16 protein-coding genes are annotated in these 19,059 nt (G+C 66.8%); 13 read left to right on the top strand and 3 right to left on the bottom strand.

The window, feature by feature from the left end:
- Positions 1-80: 80 nt before the first annotated feature.
- From ABZ796_RS21435 to ABZ796_RS21425, 3 genes are all read right to left on the bottom strand, one after another.
- Positions 81-2,987 carry an MMPL family transporter gene (locus ABZ796_RS21435; protein WP_357339689.1) on the bottom strand — a complete coding sequence of 969 codons (2,907 nt, stop codon included), beginning with the start codon at positions 2,985-2,987 and terminating at the stop codon, positions 81-83.
- 6 nt (positions 2,988-2,993) lie between these two features.
- Positions 2,994-3,230, bottom strand: a complete 237-nt coding sequence (locus tag ABZ796_RS21430; RefSeq protein WP_357339616.1) for a hypothetical protein — start codon at positions 3,228-3,230, stop codon at positions 2,994-2,996.
- Between the two features lie 735 nt (positions 3,231-3,965).
- Positions 3,966-4,715 carry a FadR/GntR family transcriptional regulator gene (locus ABZ796_RS21425; protein WP_357339614.1) on the bottom strand — a complete coding sequence of 250 codons (750 nt, stop codon included), beginning with the start codon at positions 4,713-4,715 and terminating at the stop codon, positions 3,966-3,968.
- A gap of 260 nt (positions 4,716-4,975) precedes the next feature.
- Between ABZ796_RS21425 and ABZ796_RS21420 the strand changes: the two genes are divergently transcribed.
- The 13 genes from ABZ796_RS21420 to ABZ796_RS21360 all read left to right on the top strand — a co-directional run bounded on the left by ABZ796_RS21420 (position 4,976) and on the right by ABZ796_RS21360 (position 18,867).
- The gene (locus ABZ796_RS21420) at positions 4,976-6,337 is read left to right on the top strand and encodes an MFS transporter (protein WP_357339612.1); all 1,362 of its coding nucleotides are present in this window, start codon (positions 4,976-4,978) and stop codon (positions 6,335-6,337) included.
- Between the two features lie 76 nt (positions 6,338-6,413).
- Positions 6,414-7,631 (top strand): CoA transferase, encoded by a 1,218-nt coding sequence (locus ABZ796_RS21415; RefSeq protein ID WP_357339611.1) that lies wholly within the window; start codon positions 6,414-6,416, stop codon positions 7,629-7,631.
- The gene (locus tag ABZ796_RS21410) at positions 7,628-8,416 is read left to right on the top strand and encodes an enoyl-CoA hydratase/isomerase family protein (RefSeq protein ID WP_357339609.1); all 789 of its coding nucleotides are present in this window, start codon (positions 7,628-7,630) and stop codon (positions 8,414-8,416) included. Before ABZ796_RS21415 ends, ABZ796_RS21410 begins: the two co-directional genes overlap by 4 nt.
- Complete coding sequence (locus ABZ796_RS21405) at positions 8,413-9,636, top strand: acyl-CoA dehydrogenase family protein (RefSeq protein ID WP_357339607.1); 1,224 nt, start codon at positions 8,413-8,415, stop codon at positions 9,634-9,636. Before ABZ796_RS21410 ends, ABZ796_RS21405 begins: the two co-directional genes overlap by 4 nt.
- On the top strand, positions 9,633-10,394 hold the full coding sequence (locus ABZ796_RS21400) for a glucose 1-dehydrogenase (RefSeq protein ID WP_357339605.1): 762 nt from the start codon (positions 9,633-9,635) through the stop codon (positions 10,392-10,394). The genes ABZ796_RS21405 and ABZ796_RS21400 overlap by 4 nt, the downstream gene beginning before the upstream one ends.
- Before the next feature lie 31 nt (positions 10,395-10,425).
- Positions 10,426-11,304 (top strand): 3-hydroxyacyl-CoA dehydrogenase family protein, encoded by an 879-nt coding sequence (locus ABZ796_RS21395; RefSeq protein ID WP_357339603.1) that lies wholly within the window; start codon positions 10,426-10,428, stop codon positions 11,302-11,304.
- Positions 11,305-11,317: 13 nt separating this feature from the next.
- On the top strand, positions 11,318-12,199 hold the full coding sequence (locus ABZ796_RS21390) for a 3-hydroxyacyl-CoA dehydrogenase family protein (protein WP_357339601.1): 882 nt from the start codon (positions 11,318-11,320) through the stop codon (positions 12,197-12,199).
- Between the two features lie 11 nt (positions 12,200-12,210).
- Positions 12,211-12,990 (top strand): enoyl-CoA hydratase-related protein, encoded by a 780-nt coding sequence (locus ABZ796_RS21385; protein ID WP_357339600.1) that lies wholly within the window; start codon positions 12,211-12,213, stop codon positions 12,988-12,990.
- A complete protein-coding gene (locus ABZ796_RS21380; RefSeq protein ID WP_357339598.1) occupies positions 12,987-14,051 on the top strand; it encodes an acyl-CoA dehydrogenase family protein in 1,065 nt (354 codons plus the stop codon). The genes ABZ796_RS21385 and ABZ796_RS21380 overlap by 4 nt, the downstream gene beginning before the upstream one ends.
- The gene (locus ABZ796_RS21375) at positions 14,048-15,718 is read left to right on the top strand and encodes an AMP-binding protein (RefSeq protein WP_357339597.1); all 1,671 of its coding nucleotides are present in this window, start codon (positions 14,048-14,050) and stop codon (positions 15,716-15,718) included. Before ABZ796_RS21380 ends, ABZ796_RS21375 begins: the two co-directional genes overlap by 4 nt.
- The gene (locus ABZ796_RS21370; RefSeq protein WP_357339595.1) at positions 15,715-16,860 is read left to right on the top strand and encodes a CaiB/BaiF CoA-transferase family protein; all 1,146 of its coding nucleotides are present in this window, start codon (positions 15,715-15,717) and stop codon (positions 16,858-16,860) included. The genes ABZ796_RS21375 and ABZ796_RS21370 overlap by 4 nt, the downstream gene beginning before the upstream one ends.
- Complete coding sequence (locus ABZ796_RS21365; protein ID WP_357339593.1) at positions 16,860-17,843, top strand: NADPH:quinone oxidoreductase family protein; 984 nt, start codon at positions 16,860-16,862, stop codon at positions 17,841-17,843. The genes ABZ796_RS21370 and ABZ796_RS21365 overlap by 1 nt, the downstream gene beginning before the upstream one ends.
- A gap of 124 nt (positions 17,844-17,967) precedes the next feature.
- Positions 17,968-18,867, top strand: a complete 900-nt coding sequence (locus ABZ796_RS21360) for a 3-hydroxyacyl-CoA dehydrogenase family protein (RefSeq protein ID WP_357339591.1) — start codon at positions 17,968-17,970, stop codon at positions 18,865-18,867.
- Positions 18,868-19,059 lie beyond the last annotated feature (192 nt).

Genomic DNA, 19,059 nt, shown 5'->3' with positions numbered 1-19,059 from the left:
GTCGGATCAGCCGAGGTCATCCAGTCGCTCAGGGCGTCCTGGGTGCCACGACGGAGGTCGAGTACGGCGAGTGCTACCACCTACTCTGCCTGGTCGCCCAACCCCTCGCTGCGCCCGTACGAAACCGCGGCGCCTTCCTCGCCCCGGTGGCGCGGCGCCGTCGGCTCGCCCTCGATCGAGATGTGGGGGAGAACCCTGTCGAGCCAACCGGGCAGCCACCAGGCAGCGCGTCCGAAGATCACCAGCGCTGCCGGCGCCAGGGTGACCACGAGGAGGCCCGCGAGCAGCACGGCGACGGAGAGGCCGACGCCGAACTGCTTGATCGTCGGGTCGGGGTCGAGGATGAAGCTGGCGAACACCGAGGCCATGATGAGGGCCGCGGCGGTGGTGATCCGGGCACTGGAGACCAGCCCCGAGTGGACCGCCTGCCGAGGCTCGGTGCCCTCGTGGACGTGCTGCTGGACGTGGCTGACGAGGAACACCTCGTAGTCCATCGAGAGCCCGAACAGGCCCGCGAACATCATCAGCGGTACGTAGCTGGCGATCGGCACCGTCGACGACGCCGTATCGATGCCGAGCAGGTCGATGCCCCAGCCCCACTGGAACGCGGCGGTCAGGACACCGAACGCGGCGGCCGCCGAGAGCAGGTTGGTCACCGCTGCCTGGAGCGGGATGAGCAGCGACCTGAACGCCACCATCAGCAGCAGGAAGCCCAACAGGATGACGGTCCCGATGACCAGCAGCAGCCGGGCCGAGATCAGGGAGGCCAGGTCGACGTAGGACGCCGTGTAGCCACCGACGTACGACGTGGTGCCCGTTCCTGTGTTCGTCTTCGGCAGCACGGAGTCGCGGACGTCCTCGACGAGGTCGGCGGTGTCGTCCGAGGCGGGGGAGGTGGTCGGCACGGCGGAAAGGAGGACCACGTCGCCCTTCTTGTTGATCTGCGGCGGGGTGAGGGTCGCGACCCCCTCGGTGTCCGAGAGAGCTGTCTGCAGGTTCACCACGCGGAGATCGGTGCCACGGGCGTCGCCGCCGGCCGCCGTCATCATCTGGGTGAGCTCGTCCTGCAGCTGCTCGGCCTCCTTCTGCTCCTGCTCGGCCTGCTCCTGCGCGGCCTTGAGGTCGTCGGCCTTCTTCTGGAGCTCCTGCGCCTGCTGCTGCAACGCGTCCCCCTGCCGGCGCAGCGAGTCTGCCTGGGCGCGGAGCTCGTCGGCCTGGGTCTGGAGCTCGTTGCCCTGGGCCCGCAGCGAGGCTGCCTGACGCTCGAGCTCGGACTTCTGCCGGGCGAGCGAGTCGGCCTGCCGTTGTAGTACGTCGGCCTGTTGCTGGAGGCGCTGTGCCTGCGCCTGCAGCCGGCGGGCCTGCTGGGCGAGGCTGCGTGCCTGCTTCTCCAGCGGCGCGAGCTTCTTCTGGACGGCGGCCTGCGCGGCCTTCACCGCGTCGAGGCGGGCCTCCAACCGTTCCACCCGAGCCTCGTCGCCATCCTGCTCGGCGCGTGCGATGCGGCGTTCCAGGACGCGCTCCTGGACCCGGAGCCGTACGAGCTCCCGGACGAGCGGCCGGGCCTGCATCGCCAGTCGTCTCGCCTCGCGTCGCAGCTGGTCCCGACGGGCTTCGAGGCGTGCCTGCTCGGCCTCGAGCCTCCGCTGCTCGGCGCGGAGCCGGTCGGCCTGTCGCTCGAGGTCCGCCTGCTGCCCGCGCAGCGCGGCGGCCTGCCGTTCGAGGTCGGCCTGCTGCGCCTGCAGCTGCGCGCTCTGTCGTTCCAGGGACGCCTGCTCGGCTTCGAGCTGAGCCTGCTCGTCCTTGAGCTGTGCCTGCTCGGCCTGGAGCTGCTTCTTCTGCTGGGGCAGCTCCTTCTGCTTCTTCTCCAGGTCGGACTTGAGCGACATCGCCCTGTCGTACTTCTGGGTGTACTCCTCGCTCGGAGCCGCAGGCGGGTCGAGCGACGAGGCGACCTGCAGCGGACCGTTGTAGCCGACGCCCAGGCCCGCGCTGATGAGGTCGTACGCTTGCCGTTCGGTCGTCTCCTTCGAGGTGGCGCCGACGTCCTCCTGGCCGAGCTCGAGGCTGAAAACCGGGATGATGAGTGGCACCAGGGCAGCGAGCGAGACGCCTGCGACCACCCACGGGTGGCGGTGGACGACGCCGGCCCACTTCGCCCACAGGCCCTGGTCGCGCCGGCGTCCTGGGCGCATGAACGCCGGCAGCGCGGCCCAGTGGATCCGGTGGCCCAGCAGTCCGAGGAACGCGGGCAGCAGGGTGATCGCCACCAGGACGGCGGCCACCACGGCCATGGCCGAGGCGTACCCGAGCGCGGAGACCAGCGGGATGCCGGCCACGCCCAGCGCGAGGAGGGCCACCACGACGGTGCAGCCGGCGAAGACGATGGCGCTGCCGGAGGTCGCCACCGCGTGCGCGATCGACTCGCGGATCGCCATCCCGTCGCGCAGCTGGTCCTGGTGGCGGGTGATCAGGAAGAGGGCGTAGTCGATGCCCACGCCGAGGCCGATCATGGTGGCCAGGGTCGGCCCGGCGGACGGGATCGCGAGGAGGTGGCCGACCAGACCGACGGAGGCCAGCGCGACGCCGAGCCCGACCACGGCGGTGATGATCGGCAGCCCCATCGCCACCAGGCTCCCGAGCACCAGGCTGAGGATGATCATCGCCGCGATGATCCCGACGACCTCGCTGGTCCTGGACTCGTCGGTCGACAGCGTCGAGCCGATGGAGCCGCCGGCCGCGGTGGTGATGCCGGCCTTCTCGGCGGGGTGCGTCGCGTCCAGGACGTCGCCGGCGATCTCCTCCGTCAGCTCGCCGGACCCGACGTCCATCAGCACCGGCGCGAAGGCCGTACGGCCGTCCTTCGACAGCAGGCCGGCGGTCTGTCCGTCGCTGCTCAGCGGGTTGGTGACGGTGTGGACGTGCGGCTGCTTGCCGATCTCCTTCACCGCGTCGTCGACGGCCTGCTTGTTGGCGGAGTCGGTCAGCTTCCCCTAGCTGACGTGGAAGACGATCGGGTTGACACCGTTCTGCTGGGGCGGGAACCGGTCGGAGAGCAGGTCCTTCGCCTCCTGGCTGCCGGTGCCGGGCAGCGCGAGGTCGTTGCTGGTCTTGGCTCCGAGGGTCGAGACAGCCACGACCACGGTGACGAGCACCAGCACCCAGGCGCCGATGACGAGGAGGCTGTGCCGGGCACAGAAGCCACCGAGTCGACCGAGGAGGCCTGCCACGACGCTGCTCCCTTCTGCGGCGTCGTCGCATGATCCGCGTGGGCGCGTGTGCTGCTCAAGGACCGTAGCGGGATCTCGTGACAGGGGAGGAGGGCCGTATGCAGGTTCCCCCGAATCGGGGACCGCATCCACGCCGAGCGGTTGCGGTGGAGCACGGCGAGGTTTCCTGAACCGCGTTTTGGCAGGTCAGAGGGGTGAGGCGAACGGGCCGGACCGTGGGCCGAGGAGCGGTCCCGTAGGAAGGGTTGGTGACGACTGTCGACGGAAATCGGAGGTTGACCTGGGGAAACATGATTCTCGACGACGGCTGTCAACTGTCCGGAGTGACTCTCGACCGGACAGTAGGGCTGTGGTCGGGCCCTCGCGGCTCCGTGGTAACGGTCGAGGGCCCGCTCAGGTCGGCTCCTGCGTTCGGTATCGGATCACTGATCTTCTCGACTGAATACCCGAGGCAGCCGACGGAGCACCGCCCATTCGGGCGCAGCGGTATCGCAGCGCGGCCGCGACGCCATGGGAAGGCTTGCCGCCCATTACTCGCGTGCGCCTGCCCCGGCGCCTCGAGTGGAGCCCACGATGGCTAATCGGTTCCCCTGGGCTGAGGGGAGCGAGTCTCCCGGCGCCCCGATGACGGAGGGGACAGCTGAGATGGGTGATCGACTCGAACCCGGCGACAAGGCGAGGTGCGCTTGTGGCAGGAGCCGTACCGTGCGTTAAGCGAGCGAGCGACCCGGGCTCTTACCTCGCTCGGTGAGCAGTGATGTGCTTGCGGAGATAGGTCAGGTGGCGCACGATCGCCTCCTCGCCGGCGTCGGGGTCCTGGTTGTCGATGGCCCGCACGATGGCCTGGTGCTGTTTGACGGTCTCGCGTCCGACTTCGGGAGAGAGGTCGAGGTAGTGGACGGGTTCGGTGGCGTGGTGGAGGGCGGCGACGAACGAGGCGAGGACTCGGTTGCCGGAGGCCTGGGCGATGAGGGTGTGGAAGTCGCGATCCAGGTCGGGGATGGAAGGGTCCTCTACGGTCGCGGCCTTCTGCTTGGCGACGATGGCCTTGAGGCTCTCGAGGTCATCGCTGGTGTGGTTGACGGCGGCGAGGCGCACAGAGGGAACCTCAAGCTGTTGGCGCACTTCGGCAACCTCGTCGAAGTCGATGCTTCCGAGGGCGAGCAGGTTGTTGACCGACTCGATGACGACGTTGCCGAGGGAGTGGTAGTCGACCGACTGGACGAAGTTGCCTCCGCGGGCGCCGGGCACCTTGGTGATGAGGTTCTGCGTCGACAGCGAGCGGAGCGCTTCGCGGAGGGTGGAGCGGCTGACGTTGAACTGCCGCGCCAACTCGGCCTCGGGGGGCAGCATCTCGCCCGACTTGAGGTCGCCGGCCAAGATCGCCGCTTTGATCGTCTCCTCGACCTGCTGACGGGGTCGGAGAACTGTGCGGCCGATGATCTTCGGGCCCGATTCGTTCTCGGTCTGCATCGGTGCGGTCACCGCTGTCGCCTTTCGTTGCGTGCAGCCAGTTCCGAGGCATCGACTGGCTAATGTCCAATATTTACCACGTCTCCGTGACATTCGGTGTACATCACGGGCAATACGTGCGGGCTGCGGGCGCATCCTGTGGGGAAACGCTAAATGTCGGACCTTGCGCAGTCTGACAGTAGTGGCTACTGTGGCTGCCGTCACAGATCATGTGGCCCGCGCTACACCGTCGGTGTCGCCAGCAGTGCGGTTCGTCTTTCAGGAGGAAACTCGTGGCCACCACCGAGAAATCCAGCCTCTCGATCGCAAGGGTTGCTGGTGCCAGCCTCATCGGCACGACGATCGAGTTCTTTGACTTCTTCATCTTCGGCACTGCTGCCGCCCTGGTCTTCGGCGTGCTGTTTTTCCCCGACCTCAACCCGCTTGCTGGAACATTGGCATCGTTCGCGACCTTCGGCGTCGCCTTCGCTGCCCGTCCGCTCGGTGCGTTGATCTTCGGTCACTTCGGTGACCGGCTGGGGCGCAAGCGGATGCTGGTAACCAGCCTGATGATGATGGGCCTGGGCACCTTCGCGATCGGCCTGCTCCCCACGTACGGCCAGATAGGGATCTGGGCGCCGATCTTGCTCGTCCTGTGTCGCCTTGTGCAGGGGCTTGCGCTCGGTGGCGAGTGGAGCGGCGCGGTCCTGATGGCGGTAGAGCACGCGCCGCGCAACAAGCGGGCGTTCTACGGCAGCTGGCCGCAGATCGGAGTGCCGGCCGGTCTGGTGCTGGGTACGGGGATGTTCTGGCTTGTCCAGCGGTTGCCCGCGGACCAGGTCGAGGCCTGGGGGTGGCGGGTGCCGTTCCTGGTCAGCTCGGTGCTGGTGGTCGTCGGTCTCTACATTCGCCTCAAGATCGAAGACTCGCCGGCCTTCGAGTCTGTGAAGAACAGCAACAAGGAAGAGCGGTTCCCTGCCGCGACGGTCTTCCGCAAGGCAGGTGGCCGGGTCTTTCTCGGTGCCCTGGCTGTTGCAGCTGCCAACATCCCGTTCTACATGGCGACGGTGTTCGCTTTGACATATGGCGCTGACGACGGTGTCAGCCGCAACACGATGCTTGGTGCGGTCTGCCTTGCGTCGGTGGTGCAGATGGCAACGATTCCGCTGATGGCATCCCTCTGCGACCGGGTCGGCCGACGTCCGGTCATGCTGGCCGGTTGCGTGGGCACGGTTCTGATGGCGTTCCCGTTCTTCTGGCTGATCGACACTCACAACACCTGGGCGATCATCCTGGCGATGTTGATCGCGCTACCGATCTGTCACTCGCTGACCTATGGTCCGCAGGCGAGCCTTCTGCCGGAGATGTTTCCGACCCAGCTGCGTTACAGCGGCGCTGGGATCGCCTACACGCTCGGCGGCCTGTTGTTCAGTGCGCCGGTTCCTTTCATCGCGACGGCGCTGTTCGACGAGTTCGGGAGTGCTTGGCCCTTGTCGGTCTATATCGCCGCCGGCGGCCTCCTGACGTTCATCGCAGTCGCTGTGTGTCGGGAGACCCGTCACGACGAGATCGACTGGGTCGACGAGCCTGCGAACTCGATGGTCGTTTCTGCGGCTCGCGGCGCCGGCCCGGGTTCTGTCGAGACCAGCATCTGAAAGCCCCGTGGGCTGCCTGTTGCTGGCGCAAGGGCAGCCCACGGCCCACCTACCGATCACAGAGGAGCGAAACCGGATGTCTGCAACTCTCGGACCACTTGAAGGTGTACGCGTCGTCGACATGACGACGTCCTATGCCGGGCCTACCGCCGCGATGTACCTCGCCGATCTCGGCGCCACGGTCATCAAGGTGGAACGGCCCGGGGCAGGTGACGATGCGCGAGCCTGGGGCCCACCGTTCGTGGACGGAGCCTCAGCCTGGTTCGCGTCGGCCAACCGGAACAAGAAGTCGGTGGTCCTGAATCTTCGACACGCCGAAGGACGAGAGGCACTGCTACACCTGCTCGATGGCGCCGATGTCTTCCTGCAGAACATGAACCCGTCCAAGCTGGTACGCCTCGGGATCGACGGTGAGAGCATCTCCCGCCGAAATCCCCGTCTCGTCTACTGCGCGATGTCAGGGTTCGGGCAGGACGGCCCGGACAGTGACCTGCCTGGATATGACCTGGTGGCCCAGGCACGTTCGGGGCTGATGTCGGTGACCGGCGCGAAGGGTGGCGCACCCCAGCGCGTCTCGACGGCACTCTCGGACGTAGTGACCGGGATGTCGGCGGCGATCGCCGTAAGTGCCGCGTTGGTGCGGCAACGAGCCAACGGCCAGGGCGAGCTGATCGACGTCTCGCTTCTCGACACCGACCTTGCCCTGATGGCGCCGCGGATCGCGGCGTACTCGGCAGGGGAGCCAGAGCCGCAGCCCAGCGGCGGAACTGACTCCGTGCTCGCGGTCTATCAGCCGTTCGAGACGGCAGACCGCACGATCGTCATCGCCATCGGCAACGACAGCTTGTGGCACCGCTTCTGCGACGTCGTAGGTCGTGCTGACCTCGGGGCGGCCCCGGACCTGGCGGACAACGCCGGCCGTCGTGCCCACCGCGATCGCATCACTGTCACGGTTGCGCCCATGCTTCGAAAACGGCCAGCGCACGAGTGGTTGGCGGAGTTCAACAAGGCAAAGATCCCATGCGCGCTGGTCCAGTCGCTGTCGGAGGTCGTCAAGGACCCGCAGGTGATCGCCCGAGGGGCGTTGCTCCCGGTCCCAGGGTCGGGTGGCGAGCTCGTCTCGGTGCGCAGCCCGTTCCGGCTGGCATCGGTTGCCCCACGCAACGAGCGGTTCCCCGACCTGGGGGCCGACACACGGACAGTTCTGACCGAAGCCGGCTACACCGAGGAACAGGTCGACGCACTCATCGCCGCCGATGCCGCCTTCGAAGGAAGCACGGAGGTGTCCGCGTGAGTCTGCTCCGCGAGCGTGACGGGTCGGTTCTGACATTGAGGATTGATCGTCCCGAGGCGTACAACGCACTCAACCGCGAGGTCTTGGACGGGATCCGAGCCGGCGTCGATGAGGCAGCGAAGGATTCTGGCATCCGGGTCATCGTCGTGACAGCTTCTGGTGAGAAGGCATTCAGCGCCGGTGCCGATCTCAAGGAGCTCGCCACGATGGGGCCGGACGAGGCGCATCGGACGATGGCGTACGGGCAGGAGGTGATGCGCCACCTGGAGCGCACACCGGTTCCTGTGATCGCAGCCGTCAACGCTCTGGCACTGGGTGGCGGGTTCGAGCTCGCACTGGCTGCCACATTCCCGGTGCTCGCCGACCGGGCCCAGCTCGGGCTGCCTGAGTCCGGGCTCGGACTCATCCCGGGATATGGCGGCACCCAGCGGCTCCCGCGGGCGGTCGGACCACGGATCGCCGCCCATCTCATGATCACCGGTGCGCGGTTGAGCGCCGAGCGTGCCTTCGACCTCGGTCTGACGCCGGTCCCGCCGGTGCCACAGGCAGAGCTTGCCAAGACCGTTGCGTCCCTCGCCGAAACCGTGGCCGCCCAAGGGCCGTCAGCGGTGAAATCGATCCTGCAGGCCATGGACCTCGGCCGCGACACGCCCCTCGACGGAGGACTGCGTGCCGAGACCGGCCTCGCAGCGCTTGCCATCGCCGGGGACGAGTCCACCGAAGGCATCAGCGCATTTCTCGAGCGCCGGCCGGCTCAGTTCATCAACCGGAAGGAGACCCGATGAACCTCGACGCACCCGCACTCGAGGAGGACCCCAAGGCTTACCTGGCACTGCACCAGCTCCTCGACGAGCCAGTGGCAGACCAGTTCCTGACCGAACGCGAACGAGAGATCCGCGCCCTGACCCGCGACGTCGTCGCCCACGAGGTGGCACCCAGGGCGGCAGATCTGGATCTCAACCACACATTCGCCCACGAAAGCGTGCAGGCGCTGGCCCATGCAGGGCTGTGCGGGCTGATCTTCCCCGAGCGGTTCGGTGGCACAGGTGACAGCAACGTCGCCTACGCGGTCGCCATGGAGGAGATCACCGCAGCGTGCGCGGCCACGAGTCTCGTGTTCATGACTCAGATGCACGCGGCGTACCCGATCATGACGGCCGGCTCGGAGGAGCTGCAACAGCGCTACATCCCCGGCCTCCTCGACGGGTCCGCATACGGATCGCTCGGGATCACTGAGCCCGGAGCAGGTTCGGACGTGTCCGGTCTGACCACGATCGCGGTGTCCACGGACGACGGCTGGTCACTGAGCGGTCAGAAGACGTTCATCACCACAGGTGATCGCGCTGACGTGATCATCTGCTTTGCCACCGTCGACCGATCGCTGGGCCGGAGAGGCATCACCGCCTTTGTCCTGGATGGCGGGTGGGAAGGCATCGGCCGCGGCGCTCCGTTCGACAAGATGGGGATGCACGGATCGAGCACGGCCGAGCTCTTCTTCGACCAGGTCGCCGTGCCGCGGACGCACCTTCTTGGCGAAGAGGGCGGCGGCTGGTCGGTGGTGATGAAGTCCGTGGTGAAGTCGCGGATCAGCGCCGCAGCCCAAGGCGTCGGACTCGCCCGAGCCGCGTACGCCCGCACACTGGCAGCTCTCACGGCACTCCACGACGGCAAGCTCCCCGACGAGGCCACCTTCGCCCTCGCGGACCTTCGGGGCCGCATCCTGCAAGGACGACTGCTGCTGCACGCTGTGGCGCGACGGGTCGACACGGATCCCGACGTGACCCCGGGCCAGATCGGGATGATGAAGCAGACGTGCACCGACCTCGGCTTCTCCGCCTCGATCGAGGCCGCACGCATTCTCGGGCCGTACGGGGATCTCTCGACCCTCGGGGTGGAGCGCTGCCTCCGCGACGCCAAGGTCACCCAGATCTACGACGGCACCAACGAGATCCAGCGGCTGCTCATCGGCCGCGAGACCACCCGCGCGATCAAGGAGCTCGCATGACCACGGACAAGCAACTCACCGGCAAGGTCGCCATCGTGACAGGTGCAGGCCGTGGCCTGGGCCGTTCCATGGCGTCCGCCCTCGCTGATGCGGGTGCGGCGGTCGCCGTGGCGTCACGAACCCGCGCCGAGCTGGACAGCTTCGTGGAGGAGACGAAGGACGCCGGTGGCCAGGCACTCGCATGCCCCACCGACATCACCGATGAGGGGTCGGTGGCGCGAATGGTCGAAGCGACCATAGAGACGTACGGCAGGGTCGACGTACTGGTCAACAACTCCGGCATCGTTGCAACCACGCCACTCCTGGATCAGCCAGCTGAGGAATGGGACCGCGTCATCGCGACCAACCTGCGCGGCATCTACCTGGCGACCCGGGCGGTGGGCCGGCACCTGGTGGCCCAGGGATCGGGGAAGGTCGTCAACATCGCCTCCAACTTCGCGCTCCAGGGGGTGGCGAACCACGCCGCCTACTCGGCATCCAAGGCTGGAGTTATCGCCTTCACTCGTTCGATGGCCATCGAGTGGTCCAAGCACGGCATTCAGGTCAACGCGATCGCCCCTGGTTACTTCGCCACCCCGCTCAACGCGGATATGAGAGCCGACGAGGAAGCGATGGCCAAGGTCGTGCGCGCGATCCCAGCCCGCCGGATGGGGAAGGCCGACGAGCTCAAGCCGTGGCTACTCCTCCTCACAGGTACCGCCTCCGATTTCATGACCGGGGAGGTCGTCGTGATCGACGGCGGCCAGAGCGTCCGGTGACTCCAACCAACCATCGACCAGGAGACAACCAGTGAACGACCGACGTAAGACTGTCGCCGTCCTCGGCGCCGGAACGATGGGTTCCGGCATCGCCAGCGTGATGGCTCGGACAGGGCACCGCACCTTCCTCTACGACATCGCCGAGGACAACCTCCAACGAGGCGTCGACACCGTCCACGGCTTCTTCGACAACAGCGTCCGCAAGGGAAAGCTCACAGAGCACCAGGCGGTCGACGCAAAAGCCTCGCTGGAAGGCACCACCGAGCTCACCGCCCTGCGCGACTGTGATGTCGTTGTCGAGGCGGTCTTCGAGGACCTCGATCTCAAGAAGGACCTCTTCGGTCGCCTCGACGACATCGTCGGCGAGTCCACGCTGTTCCACACCAACACCTCGACGCTGTCGGTCACCGGCATCGCATCGGGCTCTCGGTCGCCGGAGCGAGTCGTCGGCACCCACTACTGCAACCCCGCCCCGCTGATGAAGCTGGTCGAGGTCGCGGACGGCCGCCACACCGCTGGGTGGGCACACAAGGCAACGATCGAGTTTCTGAACTCACTGGGAAAGACCAGCGTGGTGACCAAGGACCGGCCCGGGTTCATCGTGAACCGCTTCCTGATCCCGTGGGAGAACTCGTGCATCAGGGCACTCGAATCCGGGCTGGGGACCAAGGAGTCCATCGACGCAGCGGTCCTCGGATCCCTCGGCCACCCGATGGGCCCATTCCGGCTGCTCGACATCGTCGGCATGGACATCCACCAGCAGGTTGCCACCCGGCTCTACGAGCAACTTCGCGACCCGCGGTTCTTCCCGCCACCGATGGTCGAACGGATGGTCGCTGCCGGCGACCTCGGACGCAAGACCGGGCGTGGGTTCTACGAGTACGACGACACCCGACTGTTCGGTTCCTGAGGAGATGAGCGAGATGAGCACAACCACCGACTTCCCGACCGTCGCGGTACTAGGCTTTGGCACCATGGGCGCAGGCATCGCCCAGGTCTTTGCGGCCTCCGGTCGCACCGTCACCGTTCTGGAGACAGATGAGGAACGGATCGCCGAAGGCCGCGCCCGCATCACCGCGTTCCTGGACGACGGGATCGCGCGGGGGAAGGTTTCGGAGGACGAAAAGACCGGTGTTCTGGAACGGATCACCGGCACCACCCGTATGGCCGACCTCAGCACTGTCACGCTGGTCATCGAGTCGGTTACCGAGATGGCCGAGGTCAAGTCCGCGCTACTGACCGAGGTCGCGGGGGTAGTTGCCGTCGGCGTACCGATCCTCACCAACACCTCGGCTCTGTCGGTCACCGAACTCGCGGCGGGGTTGCCCCACTCGGCCCGAGTCGCGGGTCTCCACTTCTTCAACCCTGCTCAACTGATGCCGACCGTTGAGGTGGTGCGAGCGCTTCAGACCGAGGAGTCCCTGGTCGAGGAACTGGTAGCGCTCGTCGAGGACCTGCCTGGCAAGACACCCGTCGTGGTCAAGGACCGGCCCGGGTTCCTGGTCAACGCTCTGCTCCTGCCCTACCTCAACGACGTCATCCAGGAGTACGACGACGAACTGGCCACCGCCGAAGACATCGACATCGCCCTGCAGTTGGGCCTCGGCTACAAGACCGGACCGCTCGCGATGCTCGATCTGATCGGTCTCGACGTCCATCTCCACGCCACCGAGGCGGCGTACGCAGCGACCCACGATCACCGGTACGCGCCGCCGCCGCTGCTGCGCCAGATGGTGGCCGCCGGCCACCTCGGCGAGAAGAACGGGCGCGGCTTCCGTGTCGACACCACCCCTACTGCGAGCTGAGAGGCACAACCATGACGACGTACGACGACATCCGCACCGACACGGACGGGCCGATCCTCACCATCACGATCGACCGGCCCGAGGCCGGCAACAAGTTCCGCCACCAAACCTGCCTCGAGCTCTTCGACGCCCTGCAGAGGTTTCGGCTCGACCCCGAGCTACGAGCGGCCATCCTGACCGGCAGCGGCGAGAAGTTCTTCTGCATCGGGGGCGAGCACGACCCGGTGACCTCGCTCGACCAGTCTCAAGTTCTGCCGATCATCGACGTCTACCAGGCCATCGACACCATCCCGAAGCCGGTGATCGCGGCGGTCAACGGCTTCGCAGTCGGCGGCGGAAACGTCCTCCACACGGTCTGCGACCTGACGATCGCCTCCGAGAACGCCGTGTTCCGGCAGGTCGGTCCCATGGTGGGTAGCTTCGATGCCGGCTACGGCTCCTGGTATCTCGAGGACACCATCGGCCGGAAGCGGGCCAAAGAGATGTGGTACCTGAACAAGAAGTACGCCGCAGCCCAGGCTCTCGAGATGGGACTCGTCAACGAGGTCGTGCCCTTTGACGCGCTGCGTGAACGCGCTGCCGAGGTGGCCCGCGAGATCACCACCCGCAGCCCGCTCGCCGTGGGAGCGATGAAGGGAGCGTTCTCCGCCCGTCACAACGGGGTCTCGGGTCAGGCCCGCATGGCCCACGACCAGCAGCTCTCGCTCTACCTGCAGAGCCAGGAAGCCCACGAGATGAGCGAGGCGTTCGCCGAGCGACGCGCCCCCAAGACCGAGAGGTTCTGGTCGTGACCTGGCGCGGAACGAGGCTCAGCGAGGACCAGCGCGATCTGGCTGCCATGCTCGACGCTTTGGCCAACGACCGCGCCATCGACCTGAGCAACGATGATCCGGCCACCATCGCGCGGGTGCGCAAGGAGCTTGCCGAGCTCGGCGTCTGGACGCTCGGCGTCAGCGAGGAGCACGGTGGTGGGGGAGCAGATCCGTTCACCGTCGGCGCCGCCATGGAACGACTTGGCCGACACTGGCCGGCTCTCGGGTGGGCGAGCACCCAGACCCACGCGGCCCTCGATGCTCTTGGCGACCTCGAGCCGGACGCGTACGCGAACCTGCGCGACGGTCTGCACTCTGGCACCACGACGATCGCGGTTGTCGATTCTGCGGCCGTCCATGTCCAGCTCGACTCTACTGGCGCTCGCTTGACCGGGGCGATCGACCGGGTTGACACCAGCGCGGACTCCCCGTCCGTGCTGGTGCTCGACGGCGCCAACCGAGCGATCCTGATCCCCTCCGCGGCGACAGCCTCGGTCCCCATTCGCGGTACGGGCCTCGATGGTGCTCTCACCAGGAGCCTCACCGTCGACGCGGCCGCCGAGGACATCGTCGAGGTCACCGGCCCCGGGATCGCAGCGGCCCACATCCGACTGATGCTCGGTGCGACAGCTGTCGCGGCCGGAATCGCCGGTGCCGCCTCGGACGACGCGCTCGAATACACCCGCTCCCGCCACCAGTTCGGTGGGCCGCTGACTGCGATTCCCACGGTCCGGCTCTCGCTGTTCGACCAGAGCGCAAGGACGGCAGTCCTGGACTCGCTCGCCCTGTGCGCCACGGACGACCTTGTCACGGCGACCGGCCTTGCCCGGCGTGCATGCGCGGACGCGATCGATGTCGCGACGTCCGCTCTCCAGTCCCACGGCGGCTACGGCTACCTCAGCGAGTATCCCGCCGAGCGTCATCTGCGGGACGCCATTTCGCTGCGCGCCGCAACCGACGTGGACGGTGCCGCCGAACGGGCAGCCGCCCTTCTGGTCGGGCGGCCCAGCAACCCCACTCTCATCAAGGAGGCGTCATGACAGCCACATCGGTCAACCGATCCCTCGCTGGTGCCCTGGACGGCCAGTTCACGCCGCTCGACGACGCGACCGCGGAGCGCTGGCGCGCGGACGGCTGGTGGGAAGACCGCTCAGTCCGCTCGATCCTCACCGATGCTGCCCGGAAACATCCGGATCGGCTTGCCTTGGTCGGACGGCGCTCGGACGGCAGCCGGATCACCCGCACCTACGCCGAGTTCGACCACAACGCTCACCGCGCCGCGGAGGTCTTCGCCCATCTCGGTGTGGGCCAAGGGGACGCGGTTGTCCTGATGCTGCCGAATTGGGTCGAGTACGCCGAGCTGGTCTTCGGCATCAACGAGGTCGGCGGAATCTACGCTGGGATCCCTGTTGCCTACGGCGAGCGCCAAGCCGCAGCGGTGCTGCGCCGGAGCAAGGCCAAGGTGCTCGTAATTCCGAGCCGCTGGCGTAGCAACCAGCATCTGGAGATGTCCAGACGGCTACGGGCAGAGATCCCCACCCTCGAGCATGTCGTCGTCCTCGACGACGACGAGACCGGTCTGCAGCCCGGGGAGACACTCTGGAGCGACCACGCCGATGCTCCGGCTCGTACGTTTCCGGACCCGGATCCCGACAGGATCTGCTACCTCGGTTTCACCTCTGGCACCACCGGCGAGCCCAAGGGCGCGATGCACAGCCACAACTCGCTCGTCTACGCCGCCCGGATGCAGGGGCGCCACGTGGGCCCAGGGGTCTTCGGTGACCCGTTGGTGCAGCTGGTGGCGTCACCGGCAGGCCACCACACCGGCTTCATCTGGGGGATACTTTTCACCGCAGTGTTCGGTGGCACCGGCGTCCACGTCGACCGTTGGGACCCGGCCTGGGGAGTGGACATCATCCGCGAGGAGGGCGTCACCACCTTCTTCGGGGCGCCGACCTTCCTGCAAGACATGATGCGAACCGACCTGGCCGGCGACCCTGACTGCCCGTTGTCCTGCCTGATAATCGCCGGCGCGCCGGTCCCGCGAACCCTGCCGGCCAAGGCAGGGGCAGCGCTCGGTGCCTACGTCGCACCGGCGTGGGGGATGACCGAGTGCAGCATCATCCTGAGCTGCACCCCGGACGAGCCCGACGCCATCCAGCACACCGACGGCTCGGTCTTCGAAGGATCGGAGGTGAAGGTCGTAAACGACGCCGGCGACAAGGTCGCCCCTGGTGAGATCGGCGAGCTCCTGATCCGCGGCCCGGCGCTCTGCTACGGATACTTCGACCGCCCGGACGCGACCGAGGAATCGTTCGATCCCGAACTGTGGTTCCGCACCGGCGACCGCGCGGGCATCGACACCAACGGGTGGGTCTCGCTGGCGGGCCGCAGCAAAGACATCATCATCCGCGGTGGCGAGAACATCCCGGTCACCGACGTCGAATCAGTGATCTTCGACCACCCTGACGTCCTGAACGCCGCGGTGGTAGGCATCCCGGACGATCGCCTGGGTGAACGGATCTGCGCCGTGGTCGTCGTGCAGGACGGACGACCAGAGCTGAGTGTGGCGTCGCTCGCCGACCATCTCGTCGGTCAGGGTCTCTCGAAGCACTACCTGCCCGAACGCGTGATCTGCCTGCCCGAGTTGCCCATGACGCCGAGTGGAAAAATTCAGAAGGTCAAGCTTCGGGAGATGGTCCGATGAGCGCGCCGCTGCCACTCGCCGGGGTCAAGGTGCTGGACCTCTCGACCTTGCTTCCTGGACCACTCGCCACCTTGATGCTGGCTGAGGCGGGCGCCGAGGTGATCAAGCTCGAACGCCCGGGGCGCGGTGACGAGATGCGCACTTACCAGCCACGACTCGGAGAGGCGAGCGCCAACTACGCCATCCTCAACCGTGGCAAACGGGCGTACGCCGTGGACTTCAAGGACCCCGCGCAGCGCGACCGCGTCCTGGATATGGCTGGCGAGGCTGACATCGTCATCGAGCAGTTCCGGCCCGGTGTCGCCGACCGGTTGGGACTGGGGTACACCGCGATCAATGAGCGCAACCCACGCGTGGTTTATTGCTCGATCAACGGCTACGGTTCCACCGGACCCAATGCGTCCAAGGCCGGACATGATCTGAACTATCTCGCCGAGTCCGGACTTCTTGGCACCGTCATCGACCGGACCGGCAGTCCAGCCCTGCCGGTGACGACCATTGCCGACATTGCCGGCGGTACCTATCCGGCGCTTGTCAACGTTCTGCTGGCGCTACGCAACGCAGAGACGACTGGGCAGGGCTGTCATGTTGAGATCTCGATGGCTCAGAATCTCCAGACCATGGCGTACGGCTACCTCGCCACCCACCAAGCCGGGGGAGGTTGGCCGAGGCCCGGACGCGAACTGTTGACCGGCGGCAGCCCCCGGTATCAGGTGTATCAGACCTCCGACGGCCGGCACATCGCCTGCGCCGCGCTCGAGCAGAAGTTCTGGGAGCGACTGGTCGAGCTCGTCGGGCTGGAGGAGAAGTACCACGAGGACGCAGGCCAGGAAGACACCGTGATCGCGGCCATGGGGGAGGTATTCACTGCCCAGCCAGCCGAGCACTGGCGTGCCCTCCTCGAGGGTGAAGACGTCTGCACGGTGGTTGTCGCTACCTGGGAGGAAGCAGAGAGTGCCGGCATGGTCTACACCCAGAGCGCGGAGCAAGTCGCAGCGCCCGGACAGCCCGATGGGGGCGTACCAACCCTTGCCAGCGCGATCAGCCCGGCACTGAGGCGCACCGGCGACACCTTGACCTACCCTCGCCTGGAGCCGTTGCCGGCTGGCGGGATCTGGAAGACAGAAGGAGATGGCCACTGATGCGCGCAGCGCTCGTCAAGGAGTTCGGCGCACCGTCCGTGCTGACGGTCGAGGACGTACCTGACCCCGTACCCGGACCCGGCGAGGTCGTGATCGCGGTCGGCGCGGCCAGCGTGAACTTCCCCGACCTGCTCGTCGTCGACGGTAGCTACCAGAACCTGCCAGAGCGGCCGTTCACCCCAGGGAAGGAGGCCGCTGGCCGCGTTGTCGCTGTTGGAGACGGTGTCGAGCGGATCAAGGTTGGCCAGCGAGTGCTGACCCTGGTCGAGCACGGCGCGTACGCCGAGCAACTCCGCGTCCCGGAGCAACTGGTCATCGAGCTTCCGGACGCCGTCGGTTTCGAGGCTGCTGCCGCATTGGGCCTCGTCTATGCAACCGCGCACTTCGGGCTGTGTCGCCGCGGTCGCCTCCAAGCCGGTGAAACCGTCCTCGTCACGGGCGCCGGCGGTGGAATGGGGTCAGCAGGAGTGCAGCTCGCCAAGGCCCGGGGTGCCCGCGTCATCGCCCTAGCACACCGTCGGGAGAAGGCCGAGCTGGCTCGTGCTCAGGGAGCAGATGTCGTCCTCACCTCTCCTCCGGACACCCTACGCGACGATCTCCTCGCTGCCACCGAGGGACATGGTGTCGACCTGACCCTTGAGATGCTGGGTGGCGACTACCTCACCCAGATCATTCGCGCCACCGCGTGGGAGGGGCGGATCGTTATCGTCGGCTTCGCGGCTGGAGGTCAGAACCCGGTCAAGCCCGGACACCTTCTCGTGAAGAACATCAGCCTTGTCGGGCTCCAGAGCAGCGATTACCGCGACCGGGAGCCGGATCAGATGCGTGCAACCATCGCCGAGATCCTACACCTGGCCGAGACCGGAAGGATCGACCCGGCGATCGACCTCACCTTTCCGCTCGGGAAGGTCAGCGACGCCCTGCAGTACGTGAAGGACGGACGCGTCCGCGGCAAAGTCGTGCTCACCACCGGGCTCACCTGATGCTTGCTACCCAGGCACTGTGGCTCGACCACCCCGAACAGTTGGACGAGTCCGTTGTCGCGTTCCGCGAAGTAAGAACCGGTCCTTGCCACACCGATCCGATTCGGAAAGCATCAACACCTCGATGGTGGCAGCACGGCCTCTCTCACCCGTATTACCCACGAAATCGGAGAAAACTCTCATGAGCCTGCCCAAGCTGATCGGCGTCTACGGCGGCGGAAGGATGGGCGCCGGCATCGCTCACGCCTTCCTCACCGCAGGGACATCTGTCACCATCATCGAATCCGATGACGCTACAGCGGCCGCCGCGGAGGAGAGGGCCGTACGTAGCCTGGCCAAGGCGGTCGAACGGGGCGCCCTTTCGGAGCCGCTCGAGGCCGTATGTGAGCGACTGCACGTCGCGACGGCCGTCGATGCGCTGGGCGGCTGCGGTTTGGTCGTCGAAGCGGTCCCCGAGTCGGCCGAGCTCAAGACAGCGGTTCTCACCGCTGTCGAGAAAGTCGTTCCCGATGCCGTGCTGGCGACCAACACCAGCTCCCTGTCGGTCGACGGTATCGCCACGGCACTAGCACATCCAGAACGATTCCTAGGGCTGCACTTCTTCAACCCCGTGCCGGCGAGCGAGCTGGTCGAGATCGTGGTCGGCACCCGAACCTCCGATGCTGTGGCCGACGAGGCGAAGGGCTGGGTTGAGGCCCTGAGCAAGACCGCAATCACGGTCACTGACTCGCCCGGCTTCGCCTCCTCGCGCCTTGGTGTGGCACTCGCCCTAGAGGCGATGCGGATGCTCGAGAGCGGGGTTGCGACGGCCGAGGACATCGACACCGCCATGACGCTGGGCTACAAGCACCCGATGGGCCCCCTCCGTACGACCGATGTCGTCGGGCTCGACGTACGCCTCGCCATCGCTGAATACCTCGCCCGCGAGGTCGGAGCACGGTTCGAGCCGCCGGCAATCCTGCGTGACAAGGTCTCCGCAGGCTCGCTTGGGCGCAAGACGGGGCATGGTTTCTACACCTGGTAGTCGCATGGTTGGTCGTGAGGGAACGAACGGGCCGATGCCGGTCGAGCTGCCCAAGAACCGACGACATGGTGCGCAAAACTCCGGGTCTGGGTCTGTCCTGATTCGCCCTGGGTTTCGTTCCGACATCTTTGACAGGATTGGGAACGATGCCGAAGAAGTACTCCTCCGAGATGCGTGAGCGGGCGTTGCGGA

It is taken from the genome of Nocardioides sp. NPDC047086 (genome assembly GCF_040643685.1).
In the GTDB taxonomy this organism is placed as follows: Bacteria; Actinomycetota; Actinomycetes; order Propionibacteriales; family Nocardioidaceae; genus Nocardioides.
This window is presented reverse-complemented; position numbering and strand designations above follow the sequence as displayed.

Bases quoted from the DNA above. Each gene is read 5' to 3' on its own strand.
- ABZ796_RS21365 (WP_357339593.1), top strand. From the start codon at position 16,860: ATGCGCGCAGCGCTCGTCAAGGAGTTCGGCGCACCGTCCGTGCTGACG.
- ABZ796_RS21370 (WP_357339595.1), top strand. From the start codon at position 15,715: ATGAGCGCGCCGCTGCCACTCGCCGGGGTCAAGGTGCTGGACCTCTCG.
- ABZ796_RS21390 (WP_357339601.1), top strand. From the start codon at position 11,318: ATGAGCACAACCACCGACTTCCCGACCGTCGCGGTACTAGGCTTTGGC.
- ABZ796_RS21400 (WP_357339605.1), top strand. From the start codon at position 9,633: ATGACCACGGACAAGCAACTCACCGGCAAGGTCGCCATCGTGACAGGT.
- ABZ796_RS21375 (WP_357339597.1), top strand. From the start codon at position 14,048: ATGACAGCCACATCGGTCAACCGATCCCTCGCTGGTGCCCTGGACGGC.
- ABZ796_RS21360 (WP_357339591.1), top strand. From the start codon at position 17,968: ATGGTGGCAGCACGGCCTCTCTCACCCGTATTACCCACGAAATCGGAG.
- ABZ796_RS21415 (WP_357339611.1), top strand. From the start codon at position 6,414: ATGTCTGCAACTCTCGGACCACTTGAAGGTGTACGCGTCGTCGACATG.
- ABZ796_RS21405 (WP_357339607.1), top strand. From the start codon at position 8,413: ATGAACCTCGACGCACCCGCACTCGAGGAGGACCCCAAGGCTTACCTG.
- ABZ796_RS21385 (WP_357339600.1), top strand. From the start codon at position 12,211: ATGACGACGTACGACGACATCCGCACCGACACGGACGGGCCGATCCTC.